Genomic DNA, 17,701 nt, shown 5'->3' with positions numbered 1-17,701 from the left:
AGGTTCTCAAAAACTATTCTTGAAATGAATTTCTCAATTTCATACTCTTAGATGAGTTTTGATAACAAGGAGACATGAAATGCCCCATGAACAATTTCCAGCTCCTCAACTGATCGGTCAATATCGTCGGTTTGGTGAACTAGGGCCAGCGTACAAAATAGTCGCTCCTGTCAGACCAGTTGATCAGGATGACTGGATTGTATTGATTCAGATTCCGGAATCAGGCGAAGAGACCGAATACAGGTACTCAAATATCAAAAATGACCCGGTGGCTCACTGATGTTCGCTATTGCCTTTGACCTTGTGGTTGCAGAAACCGAGAAACATCACCCGAAAGGTGTACCTCAGGCTTATATTGAGATTGGCTCTACCTTATCCAAGCTCGGCTTCAGCCGGGTACAGGGTAGCCTTTATGTGACCGAAGACGAAAATATGGCGAATTTGTTTCGTGCCATTACCGCTTTGAAGTCGCTTCCCTGGTTTCCTGCTTCTGTCAGGGATATCCGAGCCTTTAGAGTTGAGCAGTGGTCTGACTTCACTGAAATGATAAAGGAAGGATGATATGAAGATCGGTTACGCGAGAGTATCAAGTAAAGATCAAGACCTTTCTTTGCAGCGAAAAGCACTCACAGAAGCAGGCTGTACCAAGATTTATGAGGATAAAGTCAGCGGAACGCAGAGTAGTCGAGAGGGTTTGAAGCTAGCTCTTGAGGTACTGCGCGAAGGGGATACTCTTGTTGTTTGGAAACTGGATCGTCTTGGGCGAAGCGCAAGGCATTTGATCACACTGGTCAATGAGCTTGAACAGCAAAGTTGTCATTTTGTCAGTCTCACGGACAACATTAATACAGGAACTACAGCGGGTCGTTTTTTCTTCCACGTCATGGCAAGCCTTGCCCAGATGGAAAGAGAGCTTATTGTCGAGCGTACTAAAGCTGGCCTTGAAGCGGCACGCCTGCAAGGGAGAGTTGGTGGACGTAAACGTCAGATGACAGATTCAAAAATTGAGTCTGCCAAAAGGCTACTGACTGACGGCATTCCTCCTAAAGAGGTCGCTGAAAATCTTGGTGTTTCAGTTCCAACACTTTATAGGTGGATACCGGCATCAAGCCGAATGTGAAGTATAATGGTTCTTGTCTATTTGGAATAATGAGCAATGAGTGAGTATGACTTCAGTCGAACAATTGTTGAATTAATTAACAATGACACAGGATTAGATGAATCATCTCTTGACCTCATATCCAGAGGCGAAGAATTTATGTTCAGGTTACGGAGAGAGGTTGAAGAAAGAATTCAGCTTGAAAATCCTTTATATGGCTGTGGTTCATGTGGTCAACCGGTGGTGATACGCTCAAGAAAATTCTCCCAAAACACACACTCTATGTACTTCAAGCATATGCATAAGTCTGGAGACTGCCCGATAAAGACTGACTCTAATTATACGAGAGAAGAAGTACAATGTATGAAATATAATGGAGCGAAAGAAAGTAAAGCACATATTGAGCTAAAAAACTATATTGCCAGTTACTTAAAATATGATACAAGATTTGCTGATGTCAGAGTAGAGTCTGTTATAAAGGGTTCGGGCTGGTCAAAAAAATGGAAAAAACCAGATATATCTGCAACCCTTGACGGTCGAAAAGTTGTTTTTGAAATACAACTTTCGACAACCTTTCTTGATGTTATTGTAAAGCGCGAAATGTTTTACAAAGATGAGGGGATTTCAATATTTTGGATATTTAGTGATCTGTCTCCTGAATCATCTCGTGCTACAGAGAAAGATGTTTTCTTCAATAACAAAACTAATGCACTTTCTATTGATAAAGACTCTATAGCTAGATCATTGGATTCTGGAGAGATAGTTTTTAAAGGCTTTTATAAAAAACCAGTATTTGACGTAACAACAAATAAAATACAAGAAGTTTGGGACTCAAAGCTGGTTGGTTTTGATGATATTAAATTCGACTCTGTTTCTCACAAGCCATATTTTGTTTCTTTTTCTGAACTTAACGAAAAAGCACAAAAAGATAAGGAAGCGGAAAAGATTAGACTGCCTTTGAAAGAATTTAAGAGGCTGATTTTTGATAAAGATCAGCCTTATACAGCTAGAACCAGCTGCGCTAAATCTCTTCATAAAGTAGGCTTGTATAATGGTATGGATATTTATAGTGATTTATTGAATCTAAGCAAAGCACTAATGTCTATCAAAGATGGAGTTGTTCACTTCCAGAACCAGAAAGATAAATGGGCATGGTTAGTAAACTATGTCTGGCAACATCATAAATGCTATTGGCTTGTTCTTTTATATGTTGTGGACACATACGGAAGAGCAGATATGGTATTCAATCCAGCTAATAATAAGCTGCAAGAAAAAAGAAAAGCATTTAAGAACGGTTTTAAAAGAGACCCTGAATTTAATCAGAAAACTGAATACTACCCTCTATTTTCAGCAATGTTTCCAGAGATTGGAGACAAACTTAAAAAGTTGATGTGATAGCTATGCAAAGGGATTATAAAGATGCAAAAAAATGATTTACTCAGATATCACCCTGAGCGTTATAGACAAACAAGGCCATTTGCCAAAAGGGTTTTGTCTGCCTATCACCGTATAAATGGATTAAATCCACCTAAAGGCGAATATCTTGAATCTGTTACAAACATGATTATAAATTCCTATAACATGGAACTAGATACTATCGAGAGAACCAAAAGACCAACTGATATAAAATGGTTAATGAAAGAGCCATCAATTGCATCGTACTACAGCTCATTTTGTAGCTATGGCAGAAATATTTTTCACCTTAGTGATGAAATAATTGAAGAGTTCTTACAGACAGATGTAGGCTCAATTCCATTGGATGCTGTTGATTTTCCTTATGAGTGCTTTTATATAAGTTTTGGAACGGTTAATACTCTAAAGCTTTCTGGTGATGGATCTCATGTCGATGGTGCTTATGTATTTGCTCACAACAACTTCCCATTGCAAGTAGTGTTGACAACCAAAAAAGAAGGCTGGAACTACGCCAATAAACAAGAGTGGATATTCAATAGAGACAAATATTATTACATGCCATTAGACAGCTCTGACACAACTAAAACATTTGAGCTGTTAGTTGAAAAGGCATTGCAAGACCAGCTTGAAGCAAATAAAGAGGATAATTCAATTCCAGAAACTGGAATTCATCAACTTTCTGGTGGTCTAGAAGTAGGTGTTATAAACAAAAACAAAGAATCATCTAAAAAAGAAAGAGATGATATTCTATCTGGATTTGATGTATTCAAAAACGCACTGAATATCATAATCAACACAATATGCTACACCTCAAGATATTCTGATGATATTGTAGAGCAATGGCCTGAGAAAACTCCAAAAGCATTGCTAGATAAACTAAATAATGCGGGAAATAGAAAAAAAAGCAGAAAGCAAAATCGCAGTTAATTTCTATGGGGTATACCAAACTGAAATTATGTGGGTTGAATTTAAAGAAGCAATCAACAGAGCACATTGACAAAAACAGTATCAGACCTCATTGGCGGCGAGGACACTGGAGACAGCAGCCATACGGTGAAGAACTAAAAAAGAAAAAAATCATCTGGATTCGACCTACGCTTGTCAGCCAAGACAAGGGGAGTCCCGAAACAGGTCACATTTACCAAGTATCCGATAGTAACCACACTGTTGAAGATTCACGTGAAGTGACGGAAGCCTGACAAAATTGGTTCGGGGGTACATGAAGTGCTCCCTTTCTCTAACTTTACACCCCAAGGCGCACAAGGGGTAAAGCCTCTTAGCGTACGATTTTTTCCTTTCTATGGCGTGACCCCTTGTACTAATGCCGGCATAGCTTATGGCAATGAATTTTCATCGCATTCTTTACGACGCGGGGTTGCGCACCTGATGGTTGAAAAAGGTGGCGATATACCAATGCTGATGGAGCATATCGGTTGGAAAAGTGAACAAGTAGCGGCTGAGTACGTGAAAGATGTTCGAAGTCGGTCAGCCGATTTGCTCGTAGCCATTACAGGGACATCTGACAAGAAGGAGGTGAAGAAAATAGAAAGTGATTGAGTTCTATTTGGCAACTGTGCAACCGTGCAACCGCATAGTATGGGGGTTATTATGGTATACGGCCTGCAAAACCCCTATTCAATCCTTAAGATCATCATTTTGAAAATGATATGAGGTGATAATCGCCAAATATTGGCATTAGAAATCTATGTTTATATACCTTGAATAAAAAGCATCCACCTATATTCTCCTTCATGTATTCGACATTTGTTTGATCGGTATAAATTTTTACTTGTTTCTTATTGTGGGTTACATAAATAACAGCACGACCTCCACGACCTGAGCCTACCCTTGATTTGTCAACACATGCTGTTAAATTGCTAACAAACTGCTTTGAAATATTATTTTTTAAAAAAATATCTATCCAAAAAAATGAAAGGATAAACATGATAATACTTAGCCTTTTTATCATCATCCTTCTCGTATACTTTCTTGTTTTAACCTAAGTAGCGGACTCAAGAAATATTCTATTAGCCTGCGCTATCCCGTTTTTATTTCCACGGCAACACTCTTTCCAGGAGCCAGCTTCACCTGCCGATTATCTGCCTGCATCCAGTCCTGGTCAATATATTCTTTCTGGCCTTCCCCCTGTGTCAGCATAGTTGTCGCCTCTTCTGATTTATCTTCTAAAGACAGGGGGCGGTCAGTGAGCATTCAATGACTCGTTATTCAGAAGAGTTAAAGGCATCCGTCGTGCAAAAGATGATGCCTCCCAATAATGTACCTGTTGCCCAGTTAGCCCGTGAGACAGGGATCACTGAGGCAACCCTGTACACTTGGCGGAAAAAGACAAGAGCGCAAGGAGTGCCTGTTCCTGGTGATGGTTTAAATCCTGAACAGTGGCGTTCAGAAGATAAGTTCGCTGTCGTGCTTGAGACAGCGGTGTTGAATGAAGCAGAACTATCTGAGTACTGTCGTAAAAAAGGCTTGTTTCCAGAGCAGGTTGCCCAGTGGAAGCAAGCCTGCCTAACAGCCAATGCTGAGGCAGCTGAGCAGCGCAAACAATTGGCAGAAGAGCGCAAGCAGGATAAGAAAAAAATCAAGGTTCTGGAAGGTGAGCTGAACCGCAAAGACAAGGCCCTGGCTGAAACGGCTGCTTTGCTGGTACTGGCAAAAAAGGCCCGCGCGATCTGGGGGGAACGCGAGGACGACTGATTAGCCACCCAGATCGCAGGGAAGCTGTAAGACTCATTGATCAGGCCAGAGCCGCAGGGGCAAGGCAATCTGCGGCCTGCAAAATACTTGGACTTTCTGAGCGCACTTACCAACGCTGGAAGCAGGAGAAGACCGTGAAGGTTGACCAGAGAAAAAATGCTGACAGACCCGCACCGGCTAACAAGCTGACTGAGGCAGAATGCCAGGCCATTCTGAAGGTCTGTAATGAGCCTCGATTCCAGAGTCTGCCACCCAGCCAGATCGTGCCGGCATTACTGGATGAGGGGCATTATATTGCCTCTGTATCCTCCTATTACCGTGTATTAAAGGCTGCGAACCAGCAGCTGCGTATTCTGGTCAAAATGAACGGTGATTCTGGAAAGCGTGAACACCTCCGCTTTCCTAAACATTGCCCACCTCTATTTTTAGCCTGAGTGTTCACGCTCTTCCAGTTTTGCCCTGATTTTTCTCATAGACTCTCCCTTGAGTTTCAGCCGGTGGGCGTTATGTGTCAGTCGATCCAGAATCGCGTCTGCCAAAGTCGCATCACCAATGCTGTCATGCCATTTCGACACCGGAAGCTGGCTGGTCACTATCGTGGAGCTCTGATTGTGGCGGTCATCCATGATCTCCAGCAAGTCATTGCGCTGGCTCTGGCTCAATGGTTCCAGACCCCAGTCATCCAGTATCAGCAGATCGACTTTTGCCAGCTGTTTAAGTTGCTTGCTGTAACTGCCGTCACCATGGCCAATGGTCATCGCTTCCAGCAGCCTGGAAGTCCGGAAGTACCGTACGCTATAGCCTTTCAGGCAGGCTCCATGCCCAAAGGCACAGCCCAGCCAGCTTTTACCCGTGCCGCAGGGGCCGGTAATTAACAGGTTTTGTTTTCGGTTCAGCCAGTCGCAAGTGACCAGTGTCGCCATCTGCGCTTTCGTAATGCCTCTGGGCTGCTCATAATCAATGTCCTCCAGCGTGGCAGCCAGTTTGAACCGGGCTGCCCTGAGCAGGCGAGCCAGCCGTTTGTTGCTACGGTCAGCGTCCTCCTGATCAATAAGCAATGCCAGTCGTTCTTCAAAGCCAAGCTCCTCATAAGTGCCGGGCTGTTCCCGCTGCAGATTGAGGGCATCAGCCATACCGTTCAGTCGCAGGCCACGCAGGCGTGCCAGGGTTTGATTGGTCATGGTGGTACTCCTCAGTGGTAAAAGCCTGAGCCACGAATATTCTCATGGCTGATGGTCACACGCTCAGCGCTACTGTTCTGCGCTGGCTCCAGGGGCACTTTATCCAGACCCGACTGGAGTATGGAGCGAACACTGGCGACCCGGTGGCCGCCGGTTTTAATGGCCCGGCCGCAGGCGGCATTAAGGCGGTCTGCCCCGTAGTCCCGCTCAAGATTGAGCAGGCCAAGGCAGGCGCGATAGGCCTGTTCGGGATGCTGCTTGCTATCGAGCAGTTTCTGGGTAAACCGCTGCACTTCAGGCCCAAGGTCTTTGGCCCAGCTCAACAGACGACCTGGTGTCCACTGCTGTTGCTTGCGGTGCCGTTCGGGCATGTGCTCTGGTTTGGTGGTGAAGCCACCCACTTCCTGCCATTTCCGTGGATGACTGGTGACAGGTTTTCCCTTGTAGAATACCTGCACTGTTTGCTGCGTGACGCGTAGCTCAACCTGTTCCCGAACCAGCTGGTGTGGAACCGAGTAATAATGACTGGCGTACTGCACGTGATAATCGATGTTGACCCGGGCTATCTTGAACTCAATATGCTCAAATGGCTGTACGGGCAGCGGCATCAACGCCGGTTTGTCCAGCTGCTCAAACAGGCTGCGACGACAGCCCGGCTGTTGCTTGAACGGCCGGTTATTCAGATCCTCAAGCAGCTGTTTTATCGCCTGGTTCAATTCAGATAACGAGAAGAATGTCGTATGACGCAGGCGCATTAAAATCCAGCGCTCCACCAGTTGCACACCGACTTCTGCCTTGGCCTTGTCTTTTGGCTTGTAAGGACGGGCAGGCATGACAGAGCAGCCGAAGTGTTCAGCCATGTGCAGGTAGCTGCGGTTGATGTCCGGGTCGTAGCGGCAGGCCTTGGTGACAGCACTTCTCAGGTTGTCCGGAACCAGCATCTGCGGAACGCCACCGAAGTAATTGAAGGCACGAATCTGGGAGCCGAGGAAGTTCACAATTGATTGTGTCCACGAGGCCTCGGCATAGGTGTAACTGGAAGCGCCCAGAACCGCGACAAAAATCTGCGCAGGTGCGGTATCGCCGGTGTTTCGGTCAACGATGGTGACGGTGAGACCTGCATAGTCTACGAACATTTTCTCGCCACCCCGGTGCAGCTGTCGCATGGAGCGTTTCTGCTTTTTGCACCATTCGCAATACAGGTGGCAGAACTGAGGATAGCTGTAGTGATTATGAGGGTAGGCCTCACAATACTCTTCCCAGGTCAGCTGCTTGGTCATACCCTTGCGTTTGAGTTCATTATGAATCTCAATCCAGTCAGGGCTAACCAGCCCCAGTTGGCTGCGGCTGGCTGTATCAGGCGACAACTGGTTAATTAAAGCAGTGTCGTCCATGTCGGCGGGGAGAGGCCATTTAAGGCCGGACCGTTCGAACAGGCTCAGGTATTTGGTGACTGCCCCGGTGCTGACCCGAATACTGGCGGATATCTGCCGAATAGTCAGTTGACAGCTGAAACGAAGACGCAGGATTTCTCTGATTTTGCGCATTGATAATCTCACTTCTTTAGCCATGGCCGTCTCTCCGGGTTTTAGTGGAATAAGGGAGAGCGGCACAATTTGAATGAAATCAATGCTTAAGAGAGGGATTTCAGCCTTTTACAGGATTAATTCTGGTACTGTGAACAGGTTTTCTGGAAGTGTGAACGCATTTTCTGGAAATAGGCGAAAATTGTTCACGCTTCGGCAGAATCAGTGTTCACGGAAAACCAGAAAACGTGTTCACGCTTCTCCAGAATGAGCGTTCACGGGAGGCCAGAATATGCAGCAGCATCGACGCGGCAGGGCAAGCGCTTCCGGAGGCCGTAAACCATCGTCGTATGTGGCTACAAAGCCAAATCAGGTGTGGACCTGGGACATAACTTATCTGCGCTCAAATATCAGAGGTGAATACTACTACCTGTACATGGTCGAAGATATTTTCAGTCGTATGATTGTGGCCTGGGAGATTCATGAGGCTGAATCCGCCGACTACGCTGCCGGGATGATCAGCAAGGCCTGCCTCAAGCATGGCATTAGCCTGCAAGATCAACCTCTGGTTCTGCACTCGGACAATGGTAGTCCGATGAAAGGAGCTAATATGCTGTCTACCTTGCAGCGTCTGGGGATCGTGCCCTCATTCAGCAGGCCAAGGGTTAGCAATGACAATCCGTTCTCAGAGTCAACGTTCAGAACGATGAAATACCGGCCCGATTACCCGTCAAAGCCTTTTGCCAGCTTGGTCGAAGCAAGGAAGTGGACTTCGGATTTTGTTGCCTGGTACAACACAGAACACAAGCACAGCAGCCTGAAATTTGTTACACCAGCCCAAAGGCATTATGGGCAAGCTGAAGAGCTTCTGGAGCAACGTAAAAAGCTGATGGAGCAAGCAAAAATGAAGACCCCTGAAAGATGGGGGCAAAGAGCAACCCGTGACTGGTCACTGCCAAATGAGGTCTGGTTGAATCCTGATCGACCTGAGGCGGGTAATGAGACCAGTATCAAGGAAGTGGCGTGAGGTGGAGGCGACATCTTTGTTGACAAACACCGCCTTTCGGGGAAAAAGAGCCCGGGGTTTGAAGCCCACTCGTGAGAAAAGTTGCTGTAGAAGCTGAATCTTTCAGGTTGAGGTCATAAATTTACTGGAAATAGTGTCCAGAAAAGTTTAGACCAACCCAATTCTGACGGTTTTAGGCTTCCTGCTTGATGTAAGCTGGAAGTATGCCCAATCTGGGCAGCTCACTAATATCAAGGGCTTTCGGCTTATAGCAACCTTTCGTTCCGATGGAACTCGTACCTCTAATGCGGACTGTAGCCTTACTGTTGCAGGATAATATGACTTTTCAGTATGGATTTAACTAACACTAAGCGCCCATTCCCTCCATAAGTTCACTCACGCACTGATCACTGTAAGTGAACCCAGCAAAAGCAACCGTACAACCGTGAAACCGCCTAATCAATAAGTATATTTTTCAATGATGTCCAGTTGCTTCGCCAACTGGGAAGAGCGCATATTGCGCCGGATGAGTGCAGTGCGTAATCGCCCTCTCGGGCTGTGGCCTGTGTGTAGGTACGTGGCCCGTAACCGTGACAAATCTTCATAAAATCATGCTAACCGCCTGTTTCTATAGATGTAGCCGCTTGAAAACAAAACCGTCTCTTGTTTTCAAGCAGAAGCGGTTTTGTTTTCAGTTCCCTACACGTACATAGGGCTGGCACCTCCTTCAGGCTCATTTTAGTATTGGAAAATACTCAGTGGTAATCTGGAAACATTATATATTGCCACCTAAGAAAAAATGAAAATGAGTAGCAACCCAAAGAATTTCAATATATCCAACAACCACCAAAACCAGAAAAAAAGCAAGGCTAATCGAAATCCTTGCTTTGATTGTTCCGAATCCGTTTGTCATTTTAAAGGTCAAAAAAGTCCCAATAAATGGCATAGCAGCTATTAATAACATCATGTCATTTATGAACGATTTTTGTTTATTCATTATGAATACAAACAGTAAATCCAAAACGCAGAGGTAAATCAAAAAGGCAAGCGCCAAAAATACATTGCCTAAAATAATTTTCCGATTAATAATCATGCAGTTTATATCTAATTATTTAGTTACAAAGAAGTCCACGCCTTGTCATTCGGCAATACGGTTGTATTCATTGATTAATGCGTCCATAAAGTCCTGACAGTTGTTTGTAATCATGTTATATCCATCCTGCCAATCATCAGCGATGTTTTCCTGTGCTTGTCGCATCGTGCTGTCATCATAGCTTTCGTCACTGCATAGGTATTGATCGGCTTTTTCGCGGTCATCAAATAAACCACTCCCGGTAAAACCAATATTGTCGCCAGTTCCATCTTCATAGAATCCGTGTTCATGAAAGATGCCAAGGTTTGTACCTGTAGCCCCCGAACTCATATAGCCAGGAAAAGCTTCAAGCGGGCGACGGCACACCAGAAACAGCCCCAGTGGATCAATGTACTTCAACGGATTGCCGCCCACGTATGCGTAAGTGTTCAACCCACCACGAAGCCCGATCGGATCACTCTGAATATACCGTCCGGTACTGGGGTCATAATCCCTGTAATGGTTGTAATGCAAGCCACTTTCCCGATCATAATACTGCCCTGGAAAGCGCAGCGGTATCGCGACTTTATTTCCATCACCATCCGGATCTTGCTGGGCTTTCTCACTGCCAAAGGCATCACTGTCCCAACGCCAGACAACCCGATGCTCGCTGTCAGTTGCCAATCTCGTTGTATTTAGGTGATCGGCATGAAGGTAATACAGAGACTGGCTTTTTACTTCCCCTTTCCTGTTGTAGCGGGTATGCAGTTGCGCCAGAGGAATGCTCCCCAACCAGATATAATCGCGAGTATCACCTTTATCACTGTTATTTTTCCGACTGTTCTCGCTCAGTAACCAGCCTTCAGGCAAGTAAGCGAAATCTATCACTCGGAACTGGTCTTCTCCGTTGCGGCTGGCAAACTTAGTTTGGCCTATCCGTTGCCCCATAGCATTATAAATATAGGTTGCTTTAAGCCCGCCATCTTTGTAATAGGCCGTTATTCGATTGGTGACATCATACTCGAACCTGCGACGTCCGTAACGATCTTCCAGTAAATTCCCATTAGCATCGTAAGACAGTGGTTGCTGATTAATAGCAACCAGCTGGTTTGCAGCGCTACTGTACTGGTATTTTGTCGTTTCATTGGCATCGCTTGAATGAATTGTTTTCAGTAGCCGGTTACCAACGTCATCGTAGCTATAACGGATAGCATTATCTGCTTGCTGTTCAAGTGTAAGTCGGTTTAATCGGTCATAGTCAAACTGTTGGCTCTTTTTTCCGTCAAGCAGATTTAAAATAGCATTAAGGTTCGTGGTTTCTGAATCGTATTCATTTTCCAGATTTTGGTGATTGCCTACAACCAGACTATTTAATAGCCCCTGTTGATTGAATCTATAGTCAGAAACTAACCCGTTGCCCCAGTTGATTGTCTGAAGTTGCCCAGTATCGAGCTTCCAGAAAATATCTTCCGCTATACTGAAGCGTTGCTCTCCATATTCTGCTGAAATACGCTGCACCCGGCTTAAACCATCATAATCATAAAACACCTTTAAACCGTTGGGGTAAGTCAGCTGATGCAAGCGATCTTTATCATCGTAACGGTATTTTATGACGCTGGTTCTTTGGGCATCTCTTAAGCGAGTTTTGACTGATGCCAACTGGCCGTTGTCAGTATATTCATATTTTATGACGCTTTCCCTGCTGCTGATTTTACATAACCTTCCAGCTCCGTGAGTGCAGTCATCGTAGGTATAGACAAATCGTTTTTTCTCTTGATCTTCTTGGCGGTAAGTGACCTTTGTTAAGCGACTCTGGTCGTCGTAACGGTAACGAACCACAATACCATTTTCATGCTGCTCATAGGTTTTGAGTCCTTTATCGGCATAGCGATAACTTGTCTTACCTGTTGAAGGGCTGTAACGGGCGATTTGCTGCCCATCCGAGTTATATTCGTAGCGGGTTTTAATCCCCCTTGGGTCAGTGACAGCAATCACCTGGCCCAGGTTGTTGTATTGAGTAACAATTTTACCACCACGAGCATCAGTTCTTATCTGTTTATTAAAGTCAAAGGTGACATTCGTTGCTTTTGTTCTAAACAACAGGGTTTGTTGATAACCTTCAGAGTAAATCCTTTTGATTTCTTTAGAAATTATCCGTTTGTCTCTTATGTACTGGCCGTCATTGGTGAGGAGCTGAGATTGACCATTTTTAACCAGAAGCTGGTATCCGTTTTCCCAGAATCCAAGTGCTTTAAAATTGCTATTACTTGCATAAGCAGATGTTAGCTGAATAGTTAGTGCTATTAAAGCCACAAAACTTCGCCATAAAAAAATACGGTACATTATGAATGTCCTAATGAGATTATTCTTGAAACAAGAATCTATAGAGAATGTTTCAGCTGATTTTAGAAGACATTAACAGTGTCAATTGTGCCTCATACTTTTGGCCATAGGAAACCGGATTAACATCCTTAATGAAGCCTTCTCTTTGATGTTGTGCAAAAGCTATGTCGGATAGAGTCTTTGTCTTTATTGTTTTTTCAAGACGTCTTTCCATTGACTTAATAAGTTGCGTCTGAGAGCCTGACAAGTTAATTCTGGCAATAGAATAAAGACCGTTGTATTTAACAATAACATCAGCTGGATTTAAAAGCTGATTGCCTTTTATGGTATCCGCTGGAATATGGCTTTTAAATACTAAGTCATCATTATTTCTTACTAATTCAATGTCTGCATTGTTACGGTTATAGATGCCTGGAACCTTATCATCAGAAGTAAAGGCATCGCTTAACAAAAAATAAACTTTAGCTCCAACCAGTGGCCTCATAGTCGCATAATCAACAACTTTGACACGATAAGTAACAGGAATGCGATTCTTATCATCGACATAAGCAAGATGATTGTTTCTATTAGCAGCTTTTTCCAGCCTACTAAAAGTACCTTTAAAATCTTCCTTTAATTCAAGCTTTATAAGCTCTGGTGAGTTTTTAACAGATGAAGCAATAGATTTTGATGCAAAAGGAAGTATTCCTATTGCAGCAGTAGTTGATAACAGAAAAGATCTTCTATTTAACATTGTATTAATTCATTTTTTTATAAAACATGTAACAACATAATAAGTGTTACAACTTATCTTCAGCATGAGTTTCTATAGTAACATCAGACTTAGGATATGCGGTACAAAGCAGGACAAAACCATCTCCCATCTGTTCATCATCCAAAAAGGCCTGGTCACTTTGGTCGACTGTACCAGACTTAATTTTGCCAACACACGAGCTACAAGAGCCTGCACGACAGCTGTAAGGGAGATTTATTAATTTTTTTTCAGCTTGATCTAATATATAAACATCTTCTGGACAACGAAAAGTTTCCTCACCATCTGGCCCTTGGAGAGTAACTCTATTACCTTCTTCTAAATCACAATACATATATAGAACACTTCTTCGAAACAATGAATCTTGGGTAGTCACCCCAGAATAGAGTGCGAGTAAATAGTACTCACTATCTTAAAGTATGTATAAATAATAATCATTGCTATTTGGATTTGTTTGACTTGAGTCAATAAATACAGCAATTCCCGACTTCATTTTTGCACCAGTCGTGAGCCTCACGGATAACCTTCCGGTCGAAAATATATTGTCCGTTCTCATTTATAAAGAACATATCAGGCTAAGTTCCTGTTAGCAGTTGGAAGCACCAATGTTCCGCAATTCTTCTGACGAATTGGTCAGTATTTAACTTGGGGGTCGGCCTGCAAAAGCAATGAATATAGAGCAAATAGTGTGTTATTTCGCTAGTTTCTGGCGGTATGGCACGAGTATCAAGGCTTTCGGAAGTACACGCCAAATCACATAGCGAATTTGAAAGGTGTAATTTGAGTCGTTCTCCTGAAGCCTTTGGTCATCAAGATATTCATTAGATGAATGCCTTTAAAAAATCGGTTTCTATGCTGTGAAGTACATAGAATATGGTGCTTTATATTTACTGCTTTTACGTCAGAAAATGACGCTAAGTACTTGATTTTCCTTGTGACCTAATGATTTTGCAGCGATACTGTCGTGTATGTCCGAATTGCTTATCTTTTCTCAATTTCCAACGTATCGAGAGTGTTGGGTATTCCGGAGCCATCCGGCCACCGATTCCGGTAACATCCGGCCACCCATTCCGTTAGTATCCGGCCACTGATTCCGGTACATCCGGCCACCCCCTTTCCGACCAGTGGCGCAGTCCCATAATTCATCGCTACCCTCAAACTTGAGACCTCCTCAAGGACGAGTGGATAGCATCATGAAGAGACTGCCCATGCGCAAAATTCGTGAAGTACTCAGGCTCAAATTCGAGCACCAGCTCAGCATCCGGAAGATTGCCAGTAGCTGCAATGTTTCCAGAGCAACCGTCAGTGATTACCTTAACCGGTTTGCTGCCTCCGGACTGGAATGGCCTTTATCGTCTAATCTGGATGAGACGACACTGGATCAACAACTGTTTCCCGTTCAGCCACCTGCCTCAAAACGACAACTGGCCTTGCCAGCCTGGAGCGAAATTCATCAGGAACTTCGCAAGCCCGGTGTCACCCTGATGGTGCTCTGGCAGGAATACAAGACCAATCATCCTGACGGCTATCAGTACAGTTGGTTCAGTGACCGCTACAGAGAGTGGCGAACGCATCTTGATGTTGTTATGCGGCAAAATCATATTGCAGGCGACAAACTATTCATCGATTACGCCGGTCAGACGGTTTCTGTCGTTAATCAGAACACAGGCGAAGTTCAGCAGGCGCAGGTGTTTATTGCGACGCTTGGTGCCTCCAGTTACACCTATGCAGAAGCCACATTATCTCAGTCTTTGCCAGACTGGATAGGCTCTCACGTGCGTACCTTTGAATACCTGGGTGGAGTACCCAATAACCTGGTGCCGGATAACCTGAAGAGCGGTGTGAAGCATCCTCATCGTTATGAGCCTGAGATCAATCCCACTTATCAGGACCTGGCTGAACATTATAATGTCGCTGTCGTACCCGCCCGGGTTCGATCACCCAAAGATAAAGGTAAGGTCGAGTCTGCTGTCCAAATAGTTGAACGGTGGATACTGGCGCGTTTACGTCACCAGACATTCTTCTCTCTGGCTTCACTCAATGAGGCTATCGCAAGGTCACTGACAGGACTGAATAACGAACCGTTCCAGAAGCTCACCGGTAGCCGTCGTTCATTGTTTGATTCTCTCGATAAGCCTGCACTACGCCCACTGCCTGAAACGCGTTATCAATACGCAGAATGGAAGGAGGCACGAGTACATATTGACTACCACGTAGAGGTCGACAAACACTACTACTCAGTCCCTTATCAGCTGGTCAAAAAGCAATTAAGTGTACGCATGACCAGTCAGACGATTGAGTGCTTCCATAAGGGGCAAAGAGTCGCCAGCCACCGCCGTTCGCAGCATAAGGGCAGGCATACTACTCAAGCCAGCCACATGCCGGAAAAGCACCGTAAATATGCCGAGTGGACACCAGAGCGAATGCAAAGCTGGGCGAGACAAATCGGACCTGAAACCGCAGCTGTTATCCAGCGAGTCCTTGCAACACGGCGTTATCCTGAACAGAGTTACCGAAGTTGTCAGGGCATCATTCGTTTAGCCAAAGGCTACGGTAATGACCGGCTTGAAAACGCCTGTCGTCGTGCACTTTATGCAGACACCTGCACTTACCGGAGCATAGAGTCAATCCTGAAGCACAATCTCGATCAGCAACCGCTTCCGGAACTGGAGCCAGAGACGGTGTTGCCTGATGAGCACGAGAACCTTCGGGGTTCAGGCTACTTTAACTAATGACGATAGGAGAATAAAAATGTTAATGAACCCTACGATGGAAAAGCTTCAGGCTCTGAAGCTTACCGGTATGCTCGAAGCATTGGGTGAGCAGCTGAAGAGTCCGGATATAGAGCAATTGTCCTTTGATGAGCGACTCGGCTTAATGATTGACCGTGAAGTGACCGCAAGGGATAACCGGCGTTTAAAAACAAGGCTTAAAAAAGCACGACTACGTCATGATGCCTGCATGGAAGACATAGACTATCGTCACCCCAGAGGCCTTAGACGAGACAAGATGCAGCAGTTGCTATCCAGCCACTGGATACGGGAGCATCAGAACGTGATCATTACAGGGCCGACAGGTGTGGGAAAAACCTGGCTAGCCTGTGCAATGGCACAAAAGGCCTGCCGGGATGGGTACACAGTGCAGTACCTCAGGCTGCCGAGATTACTGCAAGATCTGAACCTGGCAAGGGCTGACGGTCGCTATGTGAAACTGATGACAGCACTGGCAAAAACTGACCTTCTTCTTTTAGACGACTGGGGTCTATCACCTCTGACAGAAAGCCAACGACGTGACCTGTTGGAAATAGTAGAAGACCGGCACAATGTAAAAAGCACCCTGGTCACCAGTCAGATGCCGGTAGATCACTGGCATGAATTGATCGGTGATCCAACACTGGCAGATGCCATTCTGGACAGGCTGATTCACAACGCTCACCGGGTGCCACTTAAGGGTGACTCCCTGCGCAAGAAACATTCAAAACTGGCAAAGTCAGAACTTACGTCCTAAGCTGCTATCCGATGCGTCGCTGCGCTCCGAAGAGGGGTGGCCGGATACACTGGAACAGGTGGCCGGATGTTACCGGAATGGGTGGCCGAATGCGCTGGAATACCCAAGTGTTGCTGAACTGACTGATAGCTTCATGAATAAAGGGTTTCAGGTTATCAAAAACCATTCTCAATTCACTACGCACAGATGGGTTTTGGAAAAAATCTGACGTAAAAGCAATGAATATAGAGCAAATAGTGTGTTATTTCGCTAGTTTCTGGCGGTATGGCACGAGTATCAAGGCTTTCGGAAGTACACGCCAAATCACATAGCGAATTTGAAAGGTGTAATTTGAGTCGTTCTCCTGAAGCCTTTGGTCATCAAGATATTCATTAGATGAATGCCTTTAAAAAATCGGTTTCTATGCTGTGAAGTACATAGAATATGGTGCTTTATATTTAGCAATTTTGCAGGCCGGATACCTAAACCTTGTTGTTGCTGCGATCATCCTGTGGAACACGATTCACCTCGAAGAAGCGATTGCTGAAGTGAAAAAACGCAAAGAGATTCCAGATAAATATTTGAGCTACTTGTCCCCTCTGGGGTGGGATCACATCAGTTTGACGGGGGATTACATCTGGAGACTGAAGTCCTAAAAAATGGAGATTTATAGTGGACTTTGCTCTAGCCTAATCCTATGAATACCAAGGGATTGAGCCTCTTAGCGTACGATTTTTTCCTTTCTATGGCGTGATCCCTTTACTGGTCTGGTATGAATCGTCATGGTGCTATTGCAGGTATCATTGTGGGTGGAGTGACAATTGTCGTATGGAAACAGTTGACCGGGGGTATTTTTGATATTTACGAAATTGTCCCCGGATTCATCCTATCGACAATTGCCATCATAGCCGTAAGCTCTGTGACAAATGGACCGGATCAAGCGGTTCGTGATCAACATAAAACGTTTGAGAAGAACCTTGTTGAGTTAGACTAACTTTCTCAGGACAGCGCCACTCGGCGCTGTTCCGATACGCATGGTGGTGACACAGAGTTTTTTATTTATTTTCATGTTAAAAACCAACAACAATATTGAACAGCAATCAACATGTCCT

At 44.8% G+C, this 17,701-nt stretch carries 18 protein-coding genes and 2 pseudogenes; 12 read left to right on the top strand and 8 right to left on the bottom strand.

Annotated features, from left to right (window positions below; translation table 11 throughout):
• Positions 1-79: 79 nt before the first annotated feature.
• From NX720_RS24610 to NX720_RS24585, 6 genes are all read left to right on the top strand, one after another.
• Positions 80-280, top strand: coding sequence for a DUF5397 domain-containing protein (locus tag NX720_RS24610; protein ID WP_262598223.1), 201 nt, complete (start codon positions 80-82; stop codon positions 278-280).
• The gene (locus NX720_RS24605) at positions 280-561 is read left to right on the top strand and encodes a virulence factor (protein ID WP_262598222.1); all 282 of its coding nucleotides are present in this window, start codon (positions 280-282) and stop codon (positions 559-561) included. Before NX720_RS24610 ends, NX720_RS24605 begins: the two co-directional genes overlap by 1 nt.
• A 1-nt stretch (position 562) precedes the next feature.
• On the top strand, positions 563-1,120 hold the full coding sequence (locus NX720_RS24600; protein ID WP_262598221.1) for a recombinase family protein: 558 nt from the start codon (positions 563-565) through the stop codon (positions 1,118-1,120).
• Between the two features lie 36 nt (positions 1,121-1,156).
• Positions 1,157-2,494 carry a competence protein CoiA gene (locus NX720_RS24595; RefSeq protein WP_262598220.1) on the top strand — a complete coding sequence of 446 codons (1,338 nt, stop codon included), beginning with the start codon at positions 1,157-1,159 and terminating at the stop codon, positions 2,492-2,494.
• Positions 2,495-2,518: 24 nt separating this feature from the next.
• Positions 2,519-3,439, top strand: a complete 921-nt coding sequence (locus tag NX720_RS24590; RefSeq protein WP_262598218.1) for a hypothetical protein — start codon at positions 2,519-2,521, stop codon at positions 3,437-3,439.
• A gap of 297 nt (positions 3,440-3,736) precedes the next feature.
• A complete protein-coding gene (locus NX720_RS24585; RefSeq protein WP_262598217.1) occupies positions 3,737-4,069 on the top strand; it encodes a tyrosine-type recombinase/integrase in 333 nt (110 codons plus the stop codon).
• Positions 4,070-4,163: 94 nt separating this feature from the next.
• Here NX720_RS24585 and NX720_RS24580 read toward each other — a convergent pair whose 3' ends face one another.
• Both NX720_RS24580 and NX720_RS24575 read right to left on the bottom strand, forming a co-directional pair.
• Complete coding sequence (locus tag NX720_RS24580; protein ID WP_262598215.1) at positions 4,164-4,457, bottom strand: hypothetical protein; 294 nt, start codon at positions 4,455-4,457, stop codon at positions 4,164-4,166.
• Between the two features lie 92 nt (positions 4,458-4,549).
• A complete protein-coding gene (locus tag NX720_RS24575) occupies positions 4,550-4,723 on the bottom strand; it encodes a hypothetical protein (RefSeq protein ID WP_262598213.1) in 174 nt (57 codons plus the stop codon).
• A 3-nt stretch (positions 4,724-4,726) separates the two neighbouring features.
• Between NX720_RS24575 and NX720_RS24570 the strand changes: the two are divergent.
• Positions 4,727-5,565, top strand: a pseudogene (locus NX720_RS24570) (transposase); the annotation flags it as partial.
• Positions 5,566-5,649: 84 nt separating this feature from the next.
• On the opposite strand, the gene istB (NX720_RS24565) reads toward NX720_RS24570, so the two are convergent.
• Positions 5,650-6,405 (bottom strand): IS21-like element helper ATPase IstB, encoded by a 756-nt coding sequence (istB, locus tag NX720_RS24565; RefSeq protein WP_262598211.1) that lies wholly within the window; start codon positions 6,403-6,405, stop codon positions 5,650-5,652.
• Between the two features lie 11 nt (positions 6,406-6,416).
• Complete coding sequence (gene istA, locus NX720_RS24560) at positions 6,417-7,952, bottom strand: IS21 family transposase (RefSeq protein WP_404831114.1); 1,536 nt, start codon at positions 7,950-7,952, stop codon at positions 6,417-6,419.
• Positions 7,953-8,226: 274 nt separating this feature from the next.
• Between istA (NX720_RS24560) and NX720_RS24555 the strand changes: the two are divergent.
• Positions 8,227-8,958 (top strand): annotated as a pseudogene (locus tag NX720_RS24555) (IS3 family transposase); the annotation flags it as partial.
• Positions 8,959-9,712: 754 nt separating this feature from the next.
• Here NX720_RS24555 and NX720_RS24550 read toward each other — a convergent pair.
• The 4 genes from NX720_RS24550 to NX720_RS24535 form a co-directional block, all read right to left on the bottom strand.
• Complete coding sequence (locus NX720_RS24550; RefSeq protein ID WP_262598209.1) at positions 9,713-10,030, bottom strand: hypothetical protein; 318 nt, start codon at positions 10,028-10,030, stop codon at positions 9,713-9,715.
• Positions 10,031-10,075: 45 nt separating this feature from the next.
• Entirely contained in the window at positions 10,076-12,109 is a 2,034-nt protein-coding gene (locus tag NX720_RS24545; RefSeq protein ID WP_262598207.1) for an RHS repeat domain-containing protein, read from the bottom strand.
• Between the two features lie 295 nt (positions 12,110-12,404).
• Positions 12,405-13,085, bottom strand: a complete 681-nt coding sequence (locus tag NX720_RS24540; RefSeq protein ID WP_262598205.1) for a hypothetical protein — start codon at positions 13,083-13,085, stop codon at positions 12,405-12,407.
• Positions 13,086-13,131: 46 nt separating this feature from the next.
• On the bottom strand, positions 13,132-13,437 hold the full coding sequence (locus tag NX720_RS24535) for a 2Fe-2S iron-sulfur cluster-binding protein (RefSeq protein WP_262598203.1): 306 nt from the start codon (positions 13,435-13,437) through the stop codon (positions 13,132-13,134).
• An 859-nt stretch (positions 13,438-14,296) separates the two neighbouring features.
• Here NX720_RS24535 and istA (NX720_RS24530) point away from each other — a divergent pair.
• The 4 genes from istA (NX720_RS24530) (at position 14,297) to NX720_RS24515 (ending at position 17,583) form a co-directional block, all read left to right on the top strand.
• A complete protein-coding gene (istA, locus tag NX720_RS24530; protein ID WP_262598201.1) occupies positions 14,297-15,835 on the top strand; it encodes an IS21 family transposase in 1,539 nt (512 codons plus the stop codon).
• A 19-nt stretch (positions 15,836-15,854) separates the two neighbouring features.
• Positions 15,855-16,610 (top strand): IS21-like element helper ATPase IstB, encoded by a 756-nt coding sequence (gene istB, locus NX720_RS24525; RefSeq protein ID WP_262598200.1) that lies wholly within the window; start codon positions 15,855-15,857, stop codon positions 16,608-16,610.
• A gap of 407 nt (positions 16,611-17,017) precedes the next feature.
• Positions 17,018-17,245, top strand: a complete 228-nt coding sequence (locus tag NX720_RS24520; protein ID WP_449757773.1) for a Tn3 family transposase — start codon at positions 17,018-17,020, stop codon at positions 17,243-17,245.
• A 116-nt stretch (positions 17,246-17,361) separates the two neighbouring features.
• A complete protein-coding gene (locus NX720_RS24515) occupies positions 17,362-17,583 on the top strand; it encodes a hypothetical protein (protein WP_262598199.1) in 222 nt (73 codons plus the stop codon).
• Positions 17,584-17,701 lie beyond the last annotated feature (118 nt).

The sequence above is a fragment of the Endozoicomonas euniceicola genome, from assembly GCF_025562755.1.
GTDB classification, from domain to species: domain Bacteria; phylum Pseudomonadota; class Gammaproteobacteria; order Pseudomonadales; family Endozoicomonadaceae; genus Endozoicomonas_A; species Endozoicomonas_A euniceicola.
This window is presented reverse-complemented; position numbering and strand designations above follow the sequence as displayed.

Excerpts from the sequence above, each read along its gene's own strand:
- NX720_RS24610 (WP_262598223.1), top strand. The coding sequence starts at position 80 with ATGCCCCATGAACAATTTCCAGCTCCTCAACTGATCGGTCAATATCGT.
- NX720_RS24605 (WP_262598222.1), top strand. The coding sequence starts at position 280 with ATGTTCGCTATTGCCTTTGACCTTGTGGTTGCAGAAACCGAGAAACAT.
- NX720_RS24600 (WP_262598221.1), top strand. The coding sequence starts at position 563 with ATGAAGATCGGTTACGCGAGAGTATCAAGTAAAGATCAAGACCTTTCT.
- NX720_RS24595 (WP_262598220.1), top strand. The coding sequence starts at position 1,157 with ATGAGTGAGTATGACTTCAGTCGAACAATTGTTGAATTAATTAACAAT.
- NX720_RS24590 (WP_262598218.1), top strand. The coding sequence starts at position 2,519 with ATGCAAAAAAATGATTTACTCAGATATCACCCTGAGCGTTATAGACAA.
- NX720_RS24580 (WP_262598215.1), bottom strand. The coding sequence starts at position 4,457 with ATGTTTATCCTTTCATTTTTTTGGATAGATATTTTTTTAAAAAATAAT.
- NX720_RS24575 (WP_262598213.1), bottom strand. The coding sequence starts at position 4,723 with ATGCTCACTGACCGCCCCCTGTCTTTAGAAGATAAATCAGAAGAGGCG.
- istB (WP_262598211.1), bottom strand. The coding sequence starts at position 6,405 with ATGACCAATCAAACCCTGGCACGCCTGCGTGGCCTGCGACTGAACGGT.
- istA (WP_404831114.1), bottom strand. The coding sequence starts at position 7,952 with ATGCGCAAAATCAGAGAAATCCTGCGTCTTCGTTTCAGCTGTCAACTG.
- NX720_RS24550 (WP_262598209.1), bottom strand. The coding sequence starts at position 10,030 with ATGATTATTAATCGGAAAATTATTTTAGGCAATGTATTTTTGGCGCTT.
- NX720_RS24540 (WP_262598205.1), bottom strand. The coding sequence starts at position 13,085 with ATGTTAAATAGAAGATCTTTTCTGTTATCAACTACTGCTGCAATAGGA.
- NX720_RS24535 (WP_262598203.1), bottom strand. The coding sequence starts at position 13,437 with ATGTATTGTGATTTAGAAGAAGGTAATAGAGTTACTCTCCAAGGGCCA.
- istA (WP_262598201.1), top strand. The coding sequence starts at position 14,297 with ATGAAGAGACTGCCCATGCGCAAAATTCGTGAAGTACTCAGGCTCAAA.
- istB (WP_262598200.1), top strand. The coding sequence starts at position 15,855 with ATGTTAATGAACCCTACGATGGAAAAGCTTCAGGCTCTGAAGCTTACC.
- NX720_RS24515 (WP_262598199.1), top strand. The coding sequence starts at position 17,362 with ATGAATCGTCATGGTGCTATTGCAGGTATCATTGTGGGTGGAGTGACA.